The sequence below is a fragment of the Mycoplasma bradburyae genome, from assembly GCF_024338845.1.
Lineage (GTDB): Bacteria > Bacillota_I > Bacilli_A > Mycoplasmatales > Mycoplasmoidaceae > Mycoplasmoides > Mycoplasmoides bradburyae.
This window is the reverse complement of sequence record NZ_CP101414.1, coordinates 546,519-564,421: the sequence shown is the minus strand read 5'-3', so window position 1 is coordinate 564,421 and position 17,903 is coordinate 546,519. Positions and strand designations below refer to the sequence as shown.

At 27.8% G+C, this 17,903-nt stretch carries 8 protein-coding genes; all 8 read left to right on the top strand.

What is annotated here, in order from left to right; translation table 4 throughout:
• Positions 1 to 422 precede the first annotated feature (422 nt).
• The 8 genes from NMG68_RS02270 to NMG68_RS02235 all read left to right on the top strand — a co-directional run bounded on the left by NMG68_RS02270 (position 423) and on the right by NMG68_RS02235 (position 17,695).
• A complete protein-coding gene (locus NMG68_RS02270) occupies positions 423 to 2,312 on the top strand; it encodes a lipoprotein 17-related variable surface protein (RefSeq protein ID WP_255034337.1) in 1,890 nt (629 codons plus the stop codon).
• 589 nt (positions 2,313 to 2,901) lie between these two features.
• Positions 2,902 to 4,599, top strand: coding sequence for a hypothetical protein (locus tag NMG68_RS02265; RefSeq protein ID WP_255034336.1), 1,698 nt, complete (start codon positions 2,902 to 2,904; stop codon positions 4,597 to 4,599).
• Between the two features lie 268 nt (positions 4,600 to 4,867).
• Positions 4,868 to 6,808: a hypothetical protein gene (locus tag NMG68_RS02260; RefSeq protein WP_255034335.1), complete on the top strand. Its 1,941-nt coding sequence runs from the start codon at positions 4,868 to 4,870 to the stop codon at positions 6,806 to 6,808.
• Between the two features lie 564 nt (positions 6,809 to 7,372).
• Positions 7,373 to 9,289, top strand: a complete 1,917-nt coding sequence (locus NMG68_RS02255) for a hypothetical protein (protein ID WP_255034334.1) — start codon at positions 7,373 to 7,375, stop codon at positions 9,287 to 9,289.
• Between the two features lie 1,416 nt (positions 9,290 to 10,705).
• Complete coding sequence (locus NMG68_RS02250; protein WP_255034333.1) at positions 10,706 to 11,023, top strand: hypothetical protein; 318 nt, start codon at positions 10,706 to 10,708, stop codon at positions 11,021 to 11,023.
• A 367-nt stretch (positions 11,024 to 11,390) separates the two neighbouring features.
• Positions 11,391 to 13,265 carry a hypothetical protein gene (locus NMG68_RS02245; protein WP_255034332.1) on the top strand — a complete coding sequence of 625 codons (1,875 nt, stop codon included), beginning with the start codon at positions 11,391 to 11,393 and terminating at the stop codon, positions 13,263 to 13,265.
• Between the two features lie 282 nt (positions 13,266 to 13,547).
• Entirely contained in the window at positions 13,548 to 15,464 is a 1,917-nt protein-coding gene (locus tag NMG68_RS02240) for a hypothetical protein (protein ID WP_255034331.1), read from the top strand.
• Positions 15,465 to 15,841: 377 nt separating this feature from the next.
• The gene (locus NMG68_RS02235; RefSeq protein WP_255034330.1) at positions 15,842 to 17,695 is read left to right on the top strand and encodes a lipoprotein 17-related variable surface protein; all 1,854 of its coding nucleotides are present in this window, start codon (positions 15,842 to 15,844) and stop codon (positions 17,693 to 17,695) included.
• The last annotated feature ends 208 nt before the right edge of the window (positions 17,696 to 17,903 follow it).

Here is a 17,903-nt window from a genome sequence, read left to right as displayed (position 1 = left end):
ATATTTGTATGTAATGAGCATTTATTTTATGCTAACTAATCCTTTTTAGTTATTAAAATTTAAAACAATAAATTAAGTATAACTCAAGAAGTATAGAAATAAATCGAGCAATCAAATAATCTATAGAATGCAATAAATTATTAAATGGAATCTAAAATTTACTTAGTTGATTATTAGATAAAATAGTTATTTTTTAAAAAGAAAGTTTTTGGATTTATTCAAAACCCTTTATTTCTAGAAGAAGAAGAAGAAGAAGAAGAAGAAGAAGAAGAAGTTCCTATTTGTTTCAGGGTCATTTCTCGATTTTTTAACCGAAAATGATCCTGATTTATTTATTAATTATTCAGATTTATATAGATTTTTAGCAAAATCTATTATTTGAATTAATTAACAAAAAAGATTTTGCTAATTACAAACTTTAAGTGAAAAGAAAAAATATCTTAAAGTTTATTAGTCTATTAGGTGTTGGTTCTTTTGTTGCTTTATCTGCAGCTAGCTGTAAACAACCGGTTACTGAAAAACCTACTAAACCAACTGAACCGAAAAATCCGAATAACGGAGGTGGCACAACTACGACTCCTCCTACAACAGGTGGCGGTGGAGCTACCACTTCAAATCCTAGTGGCGGATCTGATGGATCTAACAATATGACTCCATCTGAACCAACAAATAGTAAAAAAGCAGTTGAGGCTTATGTAAAAACATTAATGCCAGATAGTTTTAAACTGGTAAATTCTAGTAATGCTGAAATAACTAAAGATAGCATAAAAGCTAGTGAAGTAACTAAGGAAAATATTAAATTAAAAGAAAATAATCCCGCAACTGAAGGATGAACATTGGGTGTTGAGTTAGTTAGTAATAGTGATAGTACAAATCCAGAAAATGACTCTGTTAAATTTAAGATTAAATTTACTAAAGAAAGTGATGAAGTAACTAGTAATGAAATTACTATATCTGGATTTAAGACATTACAAACTGCTGTAGCCAAAGCGTTGTTAAAAGAGATGACTGTTAAAGATTCTAATGGTCAAGATGTTAAGAAAAACCTTTTAGATTTAGGTAGCGCAGAATTTAAAACTCTTGTAGATTTAAATAAACAAGGAATTGTAAGAACATCTGCAGGTGGAACAGGTGAAGCTTCAGCTCAACCAGCAGCTCGTGCTAGTATTGTTGAAATGACTGGAACTCCAGAAGTACAACCTCAACCAGAAGTTAATCAAGATCAAACATCAGGATTAAATGATAAATTTAAAACATTAATTCATGGTGAATCTTCTGAATACAAGACAAAATTGGATAAAATCAAAGAAGCATATTCTGATTTCAACCCAGATAATCTTTATTTATCAGGTCAAGCAAAATTGGTAAATTTATGAAAAGCCAATGACTGACATGGTAATTACTACCTAATATCTAAAGATGGTAATGATAATAAGTTATCAATTAAATATAAAGGCAAGAGTTGATCTATTGATTTAACTGACGGTTTATTTATTCAAGACTTGTTACCTGATTCTGTTAAAATACTAGTTTCTAAAACCCCTACTAATACTTATGCATCTGATGAAGAATTTAATAACCAAGAAAATTCAACGCCTTACAAACAATTAGTATCAAGCGAGTCAAATAGTAAGTATTCGTTAGATGGTGATGTGTTAAAAGTGAAACCAGATAAGATTGTAAATGAAAATCCAAAAGTTGCTTCTGTTATCGTTAATCCAATTAAAATACCTTATGTAGATCCTTCAAAAGCTAACGAAATTCTTTTCAAAGCTAAATATATTTTTGATGGTACTGGTATGTTTAATGGAGATGTTTTTGGAACTAAATTATTATTTAAAAAAATTCATAATTGAGATTATGGCAATAATGATACAAATCCAGTAGGTTCTAATAAAATAGCTTCAATTTGATTTGGAACAAATTACATACCAGGAACTAAAACCGCTAATGTTGATATTGACTCTGTAAAACGAAAAGATTCTAATTTCAATACATGACAAAATTGAGATGATTATTTTTGAAAAGGTCAAAATAATGATATGGGTTTTGTAGATTCAATAAGTGGTGAAGATAATTCTATATCTGGAGCGGGAGTATCGCAATTAATTCAAAAAGAAGGGAAAAAATCAATAATTGCTAATGGTAAAACACTAAAAGATCTTCAATATAATATAATCGCCAATAGAGCAACAAATTATATTATTTTTCCAAGAATAGCTTACAAATCAGGGATGGATGAAAATGCTTATAGTTACTTATGAGATAGTTCTATAACATTGCTACATATCCAAGCTCCAGCACAACCATAATTATCTAATCTTTATAAGATCAGATAATGATGATGTATTCATCTCTAAATTAGTAGTAATTTTAAATATGATTAATGATAATGTTATTTCATGTTTAACACTTATTACTATTGAAGAAAAATATTTATAAAATTTCTATTAAAAAACAAGGAGAAAATCCTTGTTTTTTATATTAAGAATTAATTTAATCGTTTTTTATTAAGATATAGAATAAAGTAATACAAATAAGGAAATGCATAATAATTTTTAATATTTGCAATTTCTAAATATATCATTATTATTTTTGTTATCTTATTTAAGATAAAAGATACACTTTCTTTGTAAAATACGATTTTTAAAAGATATTTAATGAAATTAAATTTAATAGTATTTATTTATGTGAAAATATTAATTCGGATTATAATTCTTATTCTTAATTTGCAAAAAGTAATGTCTAATTATTTAGAAGATAATTTACAATAAATTATCGACAACATTTTTACTATTTATCATTATTTTATTGCAAATAATATAGATATAAACTTCAATTATGTATGAGTTTATAAAAAACCTAAATTTTTCTTATAAACTTGATTAATTAAAAATGAGAGTGAAAAAATTTTTAAACTTTATTAGCTTATTAGGTGCTAGTTCTTTTGCTATTTTATCAGTTGCAAGTTGTAAGCAACTAGTGGAAAAACAATCTGTTGAATTGCTTGATCCTCAAAATCCCGACAAACAAAACAATAAAACTACTCCTTCTGATAAGATAAACAACAAGGAAGCTGTTGAAGCTTATGCAAGAATGTTGGTTCCAGATAGTTTTAAACTAGTTGATGATACAAACAATGATTTAAATAAAGGTTCTATAAAATCTAATGAACTTAAATCAAATAATATTAAGCTAAAAAACGAATCTGATCCTGTAATTTCTGACTGAACTTTTAGTGTTGAGATAATCGATAAAAATGATAGCTCAAATGTTGATAATGGCATTATTAAATTTAAAGCTAAGTTTTCTAGGAATGATGATCATATTATTAGTGATGAAATTACGATCTCTGGATTTAAAACTCTAAAATCTTCTATCACATCTATATTATTAAAAACAATATCGGTTAAAGATTCTAAAAATAACATTCTAAACAAAACTGTTTTAGATTTAGGAAGTGCTGAATTTAAAAAATTATCAGAGTTAAATAAACAAATAACCATAACAACATCTAGTTTAGAACGATCATTAAGAACAACTGATGATGTTAATGAACCGAATGTATCAAAAACATCAGAATTAGCTATAAAATTTAAAAGTTTAATAACAAATAATGAGTCAGAAATAAAAAATGAGTTAAATAGCTTAAAAACTAATTTTAGTGAGTTTGATCCAGAAAAATTATATTTATCAGGTGAAGCTAAGCTAGTGTCAATTATTGATTCTGAACAAAACCAATCACAGGCTAGCTATTATTTAACATCTAAAGATGAAAATAATAAATTATCAATAAAATACGAAGATAATCCGAATTGGTCAATAATATTAGATGACGGAATAGTTCTTAAAGATTTATTACCAGATGATATAAAAATAAGTGCCTATATTAAAGATGGTGATAGAATGGAAAATTCTTCATCTAACATTGATGAATACAAAGAAAAAATAAAATCTGAAGGTTCTGAAAGTACAAGATATTCTTTAGATAGTAATAATAATTTAAAATTTAAAGTCAGCGTAAATGCAAACAATTCTTCTATAGATAAAATAGTAAATGTTGATCCGATTAAATTACCTTATATAGGCGAAGGTAAGGTTGATAAGATATTTTTTAAATCAAAATACATTTTTGATGGTAAAGAAATATTTGATGATAAATATTTTGGTACCAAATTAATTTTCAAGAAAATTCATAATATTGATTTTGGATCTAAAAAAGCATTAGATTCATCTGTTGTAAATAATTCAGGAAATGGCTTAGGGAGCATTCCAGGAAGAATGGGTGACAGTGTTACTGATTGAAAATCAGTACTATCTTCAAATGATGCTAATTATTTCTTTTCAAAGAATGATAATTCTAATGAATTTAATGACTTAATTTATGGAGCCAATAATAGTAGTAACGGTGATGGGGTTGTTCAATTGATAGAAAATAATATTATGTCTGGAAATATTAATGTTACTAAAATTAACAATAATAATCCTACGACATTTATAATCTTTTCAAGAGTGGCTTATAAAAAGTCAGCTACTACATTCGGTTATTACTGACCAAATTCTGTTACTATCTTGTATTTTGCTAATAGAACAAATTAATAATCATAAATTCTTAAAACAATAAATAGGTATATATTAAAGTTCATATTTTATTAATTATTGAATTTAACCAAAACCCTTTATTTCTAGAAGAAGAAGAAGAAGAAGAAGAAGAAGAAGAAGAAGAAGCTTCTATATGTTTCAGGGTCATTTCTCGGTTTTTTAACCGAAAATGTCCTTGATTTATTTATTAATTATTCAGGTTTATATAGATTTTTAGCAAAATCTATCGTTTAGTTAAGAGGATTTTGTTAAACAGAACTTTAAGGTGAAAAGAAAAAATATCTTAAAGTTTATTAGTCTATTAGGTGTTGGTTCTTTTGTTGTGTTATCTGCAGCGAGTTGTAAAACAGAAAAGGTAGTAAAACCTACTAATCCAACAGATCCAAAAAATCCGAATAATGGCGGTAATAAAACACCAGAAAACCCGGGAACTGAAAATCCTGTAACCCCTCCAACAAATGGTGGTGGTAACGGAGGAACAACTACTCCTACTACTCCTGCAAATTCAAAAGCAGAAGTTGAAAAATTCGTGAAAACTTTAAGTCCTGAAAGTTTTAAATTAGTTAAAGATGACGGAAATGAACAACCTTTAAATGAAATTGAAGCTAGTAAAGTTAAAGTTGAAAACTTTAAATTAAAAAACACTAGTCCAGCTATTGAAGGATGACAATTGGGAGTTAAGTTAGTTAGTAATAATATTAGTTCTAGTGAGGATAAAGATAATATTCAAATCAAAGCTGAATTCACTAAAGGTAGTGATGTAGTAGAAAGTCAAGCTATAACATTAAGTGGTTTCAAAACTTTATCTACTACTATAGCTTCGCTATTATTAAAAGATGAAACTGTTAGTGGCTCTGATGGAACAAGTACAGTTGCTAAAGTTTTAGATTTAGGTGATGCTAATTGAGATACGTTAGAGGATTTAATAGTTGCTGTAGATAATCAATCTGCAACTAGCGGAAGTTCGGAAGCGACACATCCAGAAACTACAACTGAATCAGAACCTTCTGAAGTTGGCACAAGTTCTTCAATTAAATTAGTGGATTCACCTTCAACTAGTGATCAAGCTTCTGGAGAAAGTTCAACTAAAGAAAATTCTGCAATTACAGAATCAGATAATAGTTCAAGTATTGGTGATAATTCTAAGTTATCTACTATGCTATTAAAGACTAAAGTAGATGCTATTGATGAAATTAAAAATCCTGAATTATCAATTAAAGGTAATTTAATTTTTGAATCAGTATCTAAAGATGGTGAATCTCCTAAATTAGTGTTTAAAGCGCAAGAAGGTAAAAAACTTAAAATTGTTGGTACTGCATCTGAAAATGATTCTGAAGTAATTAAGAATATTAGTTTTGATTTTGATAAAATAGTGTTAAGAAAAGTTATTCCATCAAATATTAAAGTAGATGTGTTTAACGATAACACAATATCTCAAAATAATTTCAAAGATTATAGCGATGCTAGTTTAGTAGCTAATTCCGGTGAAGTGGTCGGTACCGTAGGTACTGTTGATAATAATGCTAATACTAGAACTATAACTGTTGCAAGTAAATACACAAAGAATGATGAAGATAAACTAGGTTTACAAATTCAACAAAAAAATTGAGAATTTATTCCGACATCTATTTATTATAATGGTCAAGATAAAATAGAAAATTATAAGGCTTTAGTTAAAGTATCTTTCGGTAAAACATGGACTACTACAAATGTTTATGACTACAATGTTTATTTAAAGAAAATGTTTTCTGATGATTATGAAGGTAATGGAACGGAAAGTGCTAACAAAGCAAAATTATCTTATATTAAGCCTGAAGTATTTAGTCGTATAAATATGTGGAGAAACAACGTTAATAAATTTTTAGATCCTAATCCAGGTTTTGCTGACAATCTAACTTCATGATACAGTTTATCTAGTGATAATAATGCCAGTAAGTGGGTTAATGATAATAATCAAACAGGTAAAGGTAATATTATATCTAAAAATATAGATGTAACTAAAAACAATGAATCAGAAAAAGGTTGAAGATCAAATTTAGTTAGCAATCAAAATAACAACTTTATGTTTATAGCAGGAATTAAATTAAGTGATGATAACAAATATGTATTTTTCCCTAAAATAACATTCGTTACATTTAAATATCAAGCAGCTCCTGCAGCAACATCAACCTCTGAAACAACATCTTCTTCGGGAAGAAGCGCTTAATCTATTTATTTAATAAATAACTCATTGTTAATCCTAAAAGGATATTTAAGAAACAATAACGATTATAAAATTATAGATAAACAAGAAGTAATAGCATTAAGCTAAATACTTCTTGTTTTTTAATTATTATCTTATTGGTATACTATAAGCATTATTTTATGCTAAGCAATCTTCTTTGAAGAATATACATAACAATAAACTGGATATAATAAAAATAAAATAATCAATGTAATAATATATAGAAAGTAATAAACCTTTAAATAAAACCTATAATTTATTTAGTGTATATTAAACCTATAATTTATTTAGTGTATATTATTAGATAAATAAGTTATTCCTTTCTAAGATATAGTTTTTTAGATTTAGCCAAAACCCTTTATTTCTAGAAGAAGAAGAAGAAGAAGAAGAAGAAGAAGAAGAAGAAGCTCCTATATGTTTCAGGGTCATTTTACGGTTTTTTAATCGAAAATGATCCTGATTTATTTATTAATTATTCAGGTTTATATAGATTTTTAGCAAAATCTATCGTTTAGTTAAGAGGATTTTGTTAAACAGAACTTTAAGGTGAAAAGAAAAAATATCTTAAAGTTTATTAGTCTATTAGGTGTTGGTTCTTTTGTTGCTTTATCAGCAGCGAGTTGTAAAACAGAAAAGGTAGTAAAACCTACTAATCCAACAGATCCAAAAAATCCGAATAATGGTGGTAATAAAACACCAGAAAACCCAGGAACTGAAAATCCTGTAACCCCTCCAACAAATGGTGGTGGTAACGGAGGAACAACTACTCCTACTACTCCTGCAAATTCAAAAGCAGAAGTTGAAAAATTCGTGAAAACTTTAAGTCCTGAAAGTTTTAAATTAGTTAATGCTGATGGAAATGAACAACCTTTTAACAAAGTTAAAACTAGTGAAATCGATTTAACTAAAATAATGTTAAAAAACACTAGTCCAGCTATTGAAGGATGACAATTGGGAGTTAAGTTAGTTAGTAATAATATTAGTTCTAGTGAGGATAAAGATAATATTCAAATCAAAGCTGAATTCACTAAAGGTAGTGATCTTGTAGCTAGTGATCCTATAACTTTAAGTGGTTTCAAAACTTTATCTACTACTATAGCTTCGCTATTATTAAAAGATGAAACTGTTAGTGGTCCTGAAACAACTAACAAAGTTGCTAAAGTTTTAGATTTAGGTGATGCTAATTGAGATACGTTAGAGGATTTACTATCACCTAAAGCTGAAACTGTTCCAGAAACTGAGGCTGGTGAAAATCAAGGTTCAGAATCTCAATCACAACCCGCAGCAGCTATGTCTTCATTAAAATTAGTATCTACTGATGAAATGGATACTGGTAGTACTGCTTCTGAAACTCAAACTGATAATGCTTCAACAATAGAAGCTAAATCTGAGTTATCTACAAAACTTCTGAAGAAAAAAGTTGAAAGTATTAGTGAATACAAACCATCTTTATCGATAGAAGGTAGTTTAATTTTTGAATCGGTTACTAAAGATAATGAATCACCTAAATTAGTGTTTAAAACACAAGAAGGTAAAAAACTTAAAATTGTTGGTACAGCTTCAGATAAAGGTAGCGATGTAGTTAAAAATATTAGCATTGATTTCGATAAAATTATCTTAAAAAATGTAGCTCCATCTGATATCAAAGTTCAAGTATTTAATGGCGATGTTAGATCTCAAAATAATTTTGAGGATTATAGCAATGCTGGTCAAGTTTCAGAAACAGGTAAAGATTTAGGTATTGTTGGTACTGATTCGGATATTAAAATAACTGTACCTGGTAAATACACAAAATTAAAAGATGACAAATTAGTTTTAAAAATTAAAGAAAAAGTTTGAGAATTCACACCAACCTCTATAGTGTATGATGGAACTAAAAATATAGAATATTATAAAGTATTAGTTAATATAGCATTTGGAAAATCATGAACTACAACAAATGCATATACTTATAAACTATATTTGAAGAAATTAATTAAAGATGATTATGAGGGTGATGAACAAACTAGCATTCAAGCATCTAGATTAGATTACATCAAATCAGAAGTTTTTTCTAGAGTAAATCCTTTTAGAAATAAAATAAATGAATTTTTAACAGCGGACGAAAATCAATTTGGAGATACATTAAAATCTTGATATAGTTTATCTAATTCTACTGAAGTTGATACAGTTTGAGTTAATGATAAAAATCAAGAAAATGATGGTAACTCATTAGATAAGGCTAAACGTGGTCCTAATAATGCAGATAACAGCTGAAAATCAACATTTGAACATAATCAAAATAACAATGTAATGATAATGGCTGCTATTAAACTTGATGGTGAAAAATTTACCTATTTACCTAAAATAACATTTGTTACATTTAAATATCAACAAGCTCCTGCAGCATCGCCAGCTCCTGCAACTCCTGCTGCATCTGGAACTTCTGGAGCAACAGCAGCATCTTCTAGAGCTGTTTCTTAATCTATTTATTAATAATTAAGTAATTATTATTTTTAAAAAGATATTTAAGAAACAATAAGAATTATTAAAATTATAGATAAACAAGAAGTAATGGCGTAATGCTAAATACTTCTTGTTTTTTGTTCCACCATTACAATTAATTTGTATTGGATTTATTGCAAAAATCCTATGAATTAAATAAACAATATAGCAAATTTATTAACTGCATAATAATTTATTTATATCTACTTGACTTATAAACTGTGATTAATAAAAGAAGAAATATATTAATATTTGGATCGTTTTTATCTTTAAGATCATTCCTAAGTATAGTTGGTTTTAGTTGTAGTTTAATACAACAAACTATAAATTTAAATTAAATATAGAAACTGATATATCTGCTAATGATGATTTGCAAATATCACCAGCTGTTCTAAACTCAAAAAGAGTAATTGAAAAAAATACGCTTCTAGTTTATCAGCTGATAACTTTATATTTGTAGATGGTTATGATTATTCTATTGATATTAATAAGATTAAATCTAACGAAGTAGATATTTCAAACATTAAATTAAAAAAAGACAACTTTGTAATTTGTGAATGATCAACTACTATTGAAATAACTGATAATAGCAAATCTAAAAATAATGAATGTGGTAATCTTCAATTAAGAGTTGTCTTTACTAAAGGGGATGAAAAAGTCTATAGTAAACCTGCAACCATCAACGAGTTTAAAAGATATACTAACACAATTAAGTCTGTTTTATTATCAGAACAATCAATTAATGATCATGATAATAAAACCACTATTAAAATTTTAGATTTAGGTGATCCTGAGTGAAAGAATTTAGAAGAATTATCAACCTAGATTATTTAATTCATACTATCAACTAAACTATTAAAAGGAAAACTAAAACAATCTGGTTTAATAGATAAATTAAAACTTCATTTAGAAGAAGATCTTAAGTTTGATTCCATCACTAAAGACAGCGATTGATCGCTACTAGTTAATTTAACTTCTAATAATAAACAAAAACTTAAATTAGTAGGTATTATGAAGATTGATAGTTCTTATCAAATTAGATCTATCAATCTTGAATTCCAAAGATTAGATTAAAAAATCTTAAACCAACAGATCTTAAGATTCAAGTATTCTTAGATAAGAATCATAAATCTGTTAATAGTGTTCAAGATTATAAAGAGATATCAGATAAAACACCTACTGATGTCAAGGTTGGTTCTTGATACGAACAAGGAAGAATTAAAGTTCTGCAAAATATACTAGTTATCAAGATAAAAAAACTAGGGTTAGTTATCAATAGATTCTGATGGAAGTTTAATCTGTCTTTCATCAGATACGACGGAACTAAAAATCTAGATGAATACAAAGTTGTAGTTCAAGTAGCTTTTAATAAATCATGAACTATAACTAATGCTTATGATTTACAATGTTTATCTAAAAAGAATTAGATCAGAAGATAACGATGAAAATATAGAATCTAGTAGAATTAAGTCTAGAGATAACAACATTGAATCTGAAGTAGTCTCAAGAGTAAATGTGTATAGAAACAATATTGATAGATTCTATACTAATGACTTAGCTGTTATTAGTAATGAACTAAAATCTTGATATATTTTATCTAATAGTAATTTTCTAAATAAAATTAGAAACAATGATGACAATTTAGAAACTATAGGTAATGTTATACATAGAGTTAAGAACAATTCAGAATCATTGTCTTTTATTCTAGTTTAACATTTGCTGCTTTTAAGTATGAAGTTGATGTTAATGAAGATAGACCAATCAATGGAAATGATCATAATCAAGATGATGATTTAATAGATAGCGAAGAATCTCAAGAATAATTTAAAGTTATTTAGTTTATTATATTTTTAATATAATAAGTTTTTATTCTTTAGGAAATATTTTTTAAATTTAGTTAAAACACTTTATTTCTAGAAGAAGAAGAAGAAGAAGGTCTTATTTGTTTCAGGGTCGTTTCTCGGTTTTTTAGCCGAAAATATCCCTGATTTATTTATTAATTATTCAGGTTTATATAGATTTTTAGCAAAATCTATTGTTTGAATTAATTAAAAAAGATTTTGCTAATTAAAAACTTTAAGTGAAAAGAAAAAATATCTTAAAGTTTATTAGTCTATTAGGTGTTGGTTCTTTTGTTGCTTTATCAGCAACAAGTTGTAAAACAGAAAAGGTTGTAAATCCAAAACCTATGAAACCAAATCCTGCGCCAGAAACAGGTGGAGGTAGTTCATCTGGAGGTTCTTCAGAAAATTCATCAGGTACAACTGATGCAAATACACCTTCAACTGGGCCAGGTAGTAATAACAACACCGGAATGAATAGCAACAACAATGTTGTTGCTAAAGAACAAGCTACATCATTCTTAAATTCATTAACTAGTGATAAATTAGAAGTTTATAAAGATAATAATGTAGTTAATGATAGAAAAGGTATAAATGTTGAATCATTTGAGGTAAATAAAGATTCAATTAAATTAAAAGACAATACTTTATTACCTAAAGGATGAACTTATGGTGTCAATCTAGTTAGTAATGGTAAGAATAAACAAGATGGAACTATTAAAATTAATGTTACTCTTACTAAAGATGGTGAAAAACTTACTAGTAAAGATATTACTTTAAACGGATTTCAAACATTAGCTACTGCAGTAGCATCTGTTTTATTTAAACAACAATCTGTTAAAGGTGAAGATGGAATGATGGTTAATAAAGATGTTTTGGATTTAGGTGATGCTGAATTTAAAACTCTTAGTAAACTAAATTCAAATGTTGTTATTGTAACAGAAAATCAACCTGCTGAAGCAGCTGCTCCTAGTACTCCTGGAACAATGGGAAGAACTAGTCTAAGAGAAGAAGCTAGTGCTGCTCTAGAAGCTTCTAATCCTCCAGCTTCTACAACTAATCAAGAACAAACAACTGTATTAGGAGCTGAATTCAAAACTTTAATAACAAAGGATGACTCGCCATTTAAGATGGGGTTTGATAATGTTAAACAGTTATACCCAGAATTTGATGTTAATAAACTTTATCTTACAGGCCAAGCTAAGTTAGTTTCTTTATTTAAAAAAGATAGTGATTGGAAAGGTAATTATTATTTAGTTTCTAAAGAAGAAGGAGATAAAAAGTTAACCTTAAAATTAAAAGATAATGCTGATTGATCTTTAGAAATTCCTGGTTTTGTTATTCAAAATTTATTACCGGATGATGTTAGAATAAGCGCTTCTATTAAAGAAGGAGAAGAAATAAAAAAATCAACTTCTAATATTGCTAAATATAAAGAAAAAATATCTTCTACGAATTCTCAAAACGAAAGATATTCTTTAGATGATAAAGATGATTTAAGAATAAAAATAACAATTGAAGGAAAAGATAAATTTGTTGATGTTGATCCTATAAAACTTCCTTATATAGCACCAATGAATACTGATAAGATTTTATTTAAATCTGAATACATATTTGATAATGTAGCAATATCTGATACAGATTTTTTTGGAACTAAATTAATTTTTAAGAAGATTCATAATACCGTAAATGGCGCTAAAGAAGTATTAGATTCTGAAGTATTAAATGGAGATGGTAATCGTGTTGGTGCTATTACTGGAAGAATGGATGGAGATAATATTGCTGATTGAAAAACTGTTGTATATCAAACTGATAGAGAGTATTTCTTCTCAAAAAATGACTCTTCTAATGAATTTATTGACTCTATACATGGAGAGGCTAATTCAAAAGAAGGGCAAGGTGTTGTTCAATTAACAGAAAATGAAACTACATCTAATGGAGTTAATGTTACAAAAATTAATACCAATAAAGCTACAACATTTATAGTTTTTTCAAGAGTAGCTTATAAAAAGTCAGCTGACACATTCGGTTATTATTGACCCAACTCTGTTACTATCTTGTATTTTGCTGCGCCTAACGCTGCAACTACTACTGCTCCAGATGCTGGTGTTTAAAAAATTAATATATTTAATAGAATAGTAAGAAGTGAATCTTCTTACTTTTTTATTTATGTATGAATGTAGATTTCGTTAAAACCCTTTATTTCTAGAAGAAGAAGAAGAAGAAGAAGAAGAAGAAGAAGAAGAAGCTTCTATATGTTTCAGGGTCATTTATCGGTTTTTTAACCGAAAATGTCTCTGATTTATTTATTAATTATTCAGGTTTATATATATATTTTTAGCAAAATCTATTGTTTGAATGAAAAATAAAAGATTTTGCTAATTTAAAAACTTTAAGTGAAAAGAAAAAATATCTTAAAGTTTATTAGTCTATTAGGTGTTGGTTCTTTTGTTGCTTTATCAGCAACAAGTTGTAAAACAGAAAAGGTTGTAAAACCTGCTAAACCAACCGATCCGAATAATGGAGGGAACACAACTACGACTCCTGCTAGTACAGGTGGCGGAACTTCTACTACAAATCCTGGTGGCGGATCAGATGGATCTAACAATATGTCTCCATCTGAACCAACAAATAGTAAAAAAGCTGTTGAGGCTTATGTTTCTAGATTAACGGCTGATAGTTTTAAATTAGTTGATTCTATGAACAAAGAACTTGTTAAAGAAGAAACTAAAGTTGATCAAATTCAACCTACAAATATTAAATTAAAAGATGAATCTGATCCTGCTATACAAGGATGAACATTGGGTGTTGAGTTAGTTAGTAATAGTGATAGTTCAAATCCAGGAAATGGTACTCTTAAATTTAAGGTTAAGTTCTCTAAAGAAAGTGTTGAAGTAACTAGTAATGAAATTACTATAAGCGGATTTAAAACATTGCAAACGGCTGTAGCTAAAGTATTACTAAAAGAAATGACTATTAAAGATTCTAATGGTCAAGATGTTAAGAAAAATCTTTTAGATTTAGGTAGTGCTGGATTCAAAACTCTTGTAGATTTAAATAAACAAGGAGTTGTAGGGACATCTACAGGTGCAACAGGCGAAGCTTCAGCTCAACCAACAACTCGTGCCAGTTTAGTTGAAATGTCTGGAACCCCGCAAGCACAACCTCAACCAGAAGTTACTCAAGATCAAACATCTGGATTAAATAATGAATTCAAAACTTTAATTCATGGTGATTCATCTGAATACAAAACAAAATTAGATAAAATAAAAGAATCATACCCTGATTTTAACCCAGATAATCTATATTTATCAGGTAAAGCAAAGTTAGTGAATTTATGAAAAGCTAATGAAGGTTGACATGGTAATTATTACCTAACTTCTAAAGATGATATTGATAATAAATTATCAATTAGATATAAAGGTAAGGATTGATCTATTGATTTAACTGATGGATTATTTATTCAAGACCTGTTACCTGATTCTGTTAATGTATTCGTTTCTAAAATTGATAATCAAACAGTTACTATCGAAGAACAAAATAATTTAGAGGCATACAAGAATCAAATTAACGCAGAGAAAAGTTATAATGGTGCAGAAAAAACTAATAACAACAAATACTCATTTGATGAGAGTAAAGGTATTTTAACTGTTAATCCAGATAAAATTTATAACAATGATATGCAAATGCCGGTTGTTGTTAACCCAATTAAAATTCCATATACTATCCCTAATAATACTGAAAAGATTCTCTTTAAAGTTAAATATTCATTCGATGGAATAGGATTTTATAATGGTGATATATTTGGCACAAAGCTACTATTTAAAAAAATACACAAATGAGATTTTGATAATGATAACAATGCTGCTATAAAATCTCAAAAAGTTGCTTCTATATGATTAGGAACAAATTATATTCCGAGAAAAACTACAGCAGAAATAGACATACAAGCAGTTAAGAGTAAAAATAGCGATTTTAATACATGACCAAATTGAGATGAATACTTTTCAAAAGGGAATCAAAATGACAAAGGTTTTGAAAATGCTATTCAAGGAAGCGAAAACTCTATCAACGGTAATGGTGTTAGTCAATTAATAATGAAATCAGGTGATAAAACTTATGCACCAGGTGGCGGTGTAAATGCACAAACTGATTCTAAATATAATTTAAATAATAATAAAGCTACTAATTTTATAGTTTTTTCTAGAGTATCATACATAAAGAATAATCAGAATGATGATCAAAAATGAGGTTATTTATGATCTAATTCAATTACATTACTTCATGTTGATGCCCCTGTTACTGCTTCATAAGTTAGATAATTAATGGTTTTAATTTATTAATTATTTAAATAAATTTAAAAGTAACAATACTTTTCCAGTAGTTTATATCTGTTATCTTTATTATGAATCATCTTATATAGATAACATTTAAATAAAAAAATATTAATATGTAGCAATTTCTGTTGCTACATATTTTTATTTTAAAGAATATAATACTTGAATTTTATCAAAAGCCTTTATTTATAGAAGAAGAAGAAGAAGAAGAAGAAGTTCTTATACGTTTCAGAGTCATTACTGGGTTTTTTAGTTGATAATGGACTCGATTTATTAATTGTTCAAATTTATATAAGGATTATTAGTAAAAATCTAATTTTAAATTAGATTATTGTTAAATCATAACTTTAAAAGTGAAAAAGAAAAACATTTTAAAGTTTATTAGTTTATTAGGTATTGGTTCTTTTGTTGCTTTATCTGCGGCTAGTTGTAAACAACCGGTTGCTGAAAAACCAACTAAACCAACGGACCCAAAAAATCCAGTTAATGGAGGTGGCGGTTCTACTACCGACCCAAGTTCAGGTAGTGGTGATAATTCTAATATGAATTCAAACTCTGGTTCCGATGGTTCAACTGGAACAGGTGACTCAAGTAGTTCTACAGATAATTCAGGTAGTTCTAATGGCATGACCGCAACTAATAAGGCAGCGGTTGAAACTTATTTAAACTCATTGATGCCTAATGATTTCATGGTTGTAGATTCGTCTGGTACTGAAATAGTTAAAGATAACACAAAAGCTACTGATGTTAAATCTTCAAACATTAAATTAAAAGAAAATAATACTGTAACTGAAGGATGAACATTGGGCGTTGAGTTAGTTAGTGATAGTGCAAATATAGATAACGGTACCGTTAAATTTAAGGTTAAGTTTACAAAAGAAGGTGTTGAAGTAACTAGCAATGAAATTGCTATTACTGGATTTAAAACATTAAAAACATCTATAGCTAATGCTCTATTAAAAAGCATGACTGTTAAAGATGAATCAGGTCAAGATGTTTCTAAAAAAGCTCTAAATTTAGGTAGTGTTGGTTTTAAAAAACTATCTGAACTTAATAATCAAACTGTTGTTAGAACAAGCTCTAACAACCAACCAACAATATCAACAAGAGATGCAGGCAGTATGGATGGTGCTGCTGAACACCAAGAACAAGTATCTGGTTTAGGAGCTAAGTTTAAAGAGTTAATTACGACAAATGAATCTGCATTGAAAACTAGTCTAGATTCTATCAAAACAGATTATCCTGAATTTGTTCCTGAAAAACTATCTTTATCAGGGAAAGCTAAGTTAGTTAATTTATGAAAAGGTAATGATAATGATTGGCATGGTAATTATTACTTAACATCAAAGGATGATAGTAATAACAAACTGTCTATTAAATATGCTGATGCTGATTGAACTATTGATTTAATGGATGGATTATTTGTTCAAGATTTATTGCCAGATGATGTTAGAATAAGTGCTTCTATTAAAAAAGATGATGGTAGTTATACAAAATCTGAATCTAATATAGAAGCATATAAAAATAAAATAGAAAGCGAAAAGAATGATAGTTCTGCTGGAAAAAGATATGAATTATCTGCTGATGGTAAAGATTTAAAAATAAAAATAACAGTTGATAATAAAGATAAATATATTGATATTAATCCTATAAAACTTCCTTATATAGGACCAGGAAAAACTAACAATATATTTTTCAAAGCAGAATACATTTTTGATGAAGTAGCAATATCTGATACTGATTTCTTTGGAACTAAGTTAATCTTTAAGAAAATTCATGATGCTACAAACGGCGCTAAGATAGCATTAGATTCTAATGTGTTAAATAACCCAGGCAATGCGGTTGGAATTATCCCTGGAAGAATAGATGATGAAACCACAGATTGAAAAACAGTTATACCTTCTAGTGATGTTAATTATTTCTTCTCTAAGAACGATATGTCATTAGGGTTTGATGATTCTATTCATGGTGATCATAATTCTAGCAATGGGCTAGGTGTTGTTCAATTAATAGAAAATGATGTTAAGTCAGGAAATGTTTTTGCAACAAAAATTAATGATAATAATGCAACATCGTTTATAGTATTTTTAAGAGTGGCTTATAAAAAATCGGCTGATACATTCGGATATTATTGACCTAACTCTGCTACTATCTTGTATTTTGCCGCTCATACTAACACAACAACCGGAAATGGTGTTTCTGCATAAGATAGAACATAAAAATATTATTTAATTAATAACAGAATAGCAAGAAGTGAATCTTCTTACTATTCTGTTTTATATATATAGGTTTAATTTTATTCAAAACCCTTTATTTCTAGAAGAAGAAGAAGAAGAAGAAGCTCTTATTCGTTTTAAGGTGGTTTTTTGGTTTTTTAAAGCAAAATACTATCGGTTTATTATATTGTTCAAATTT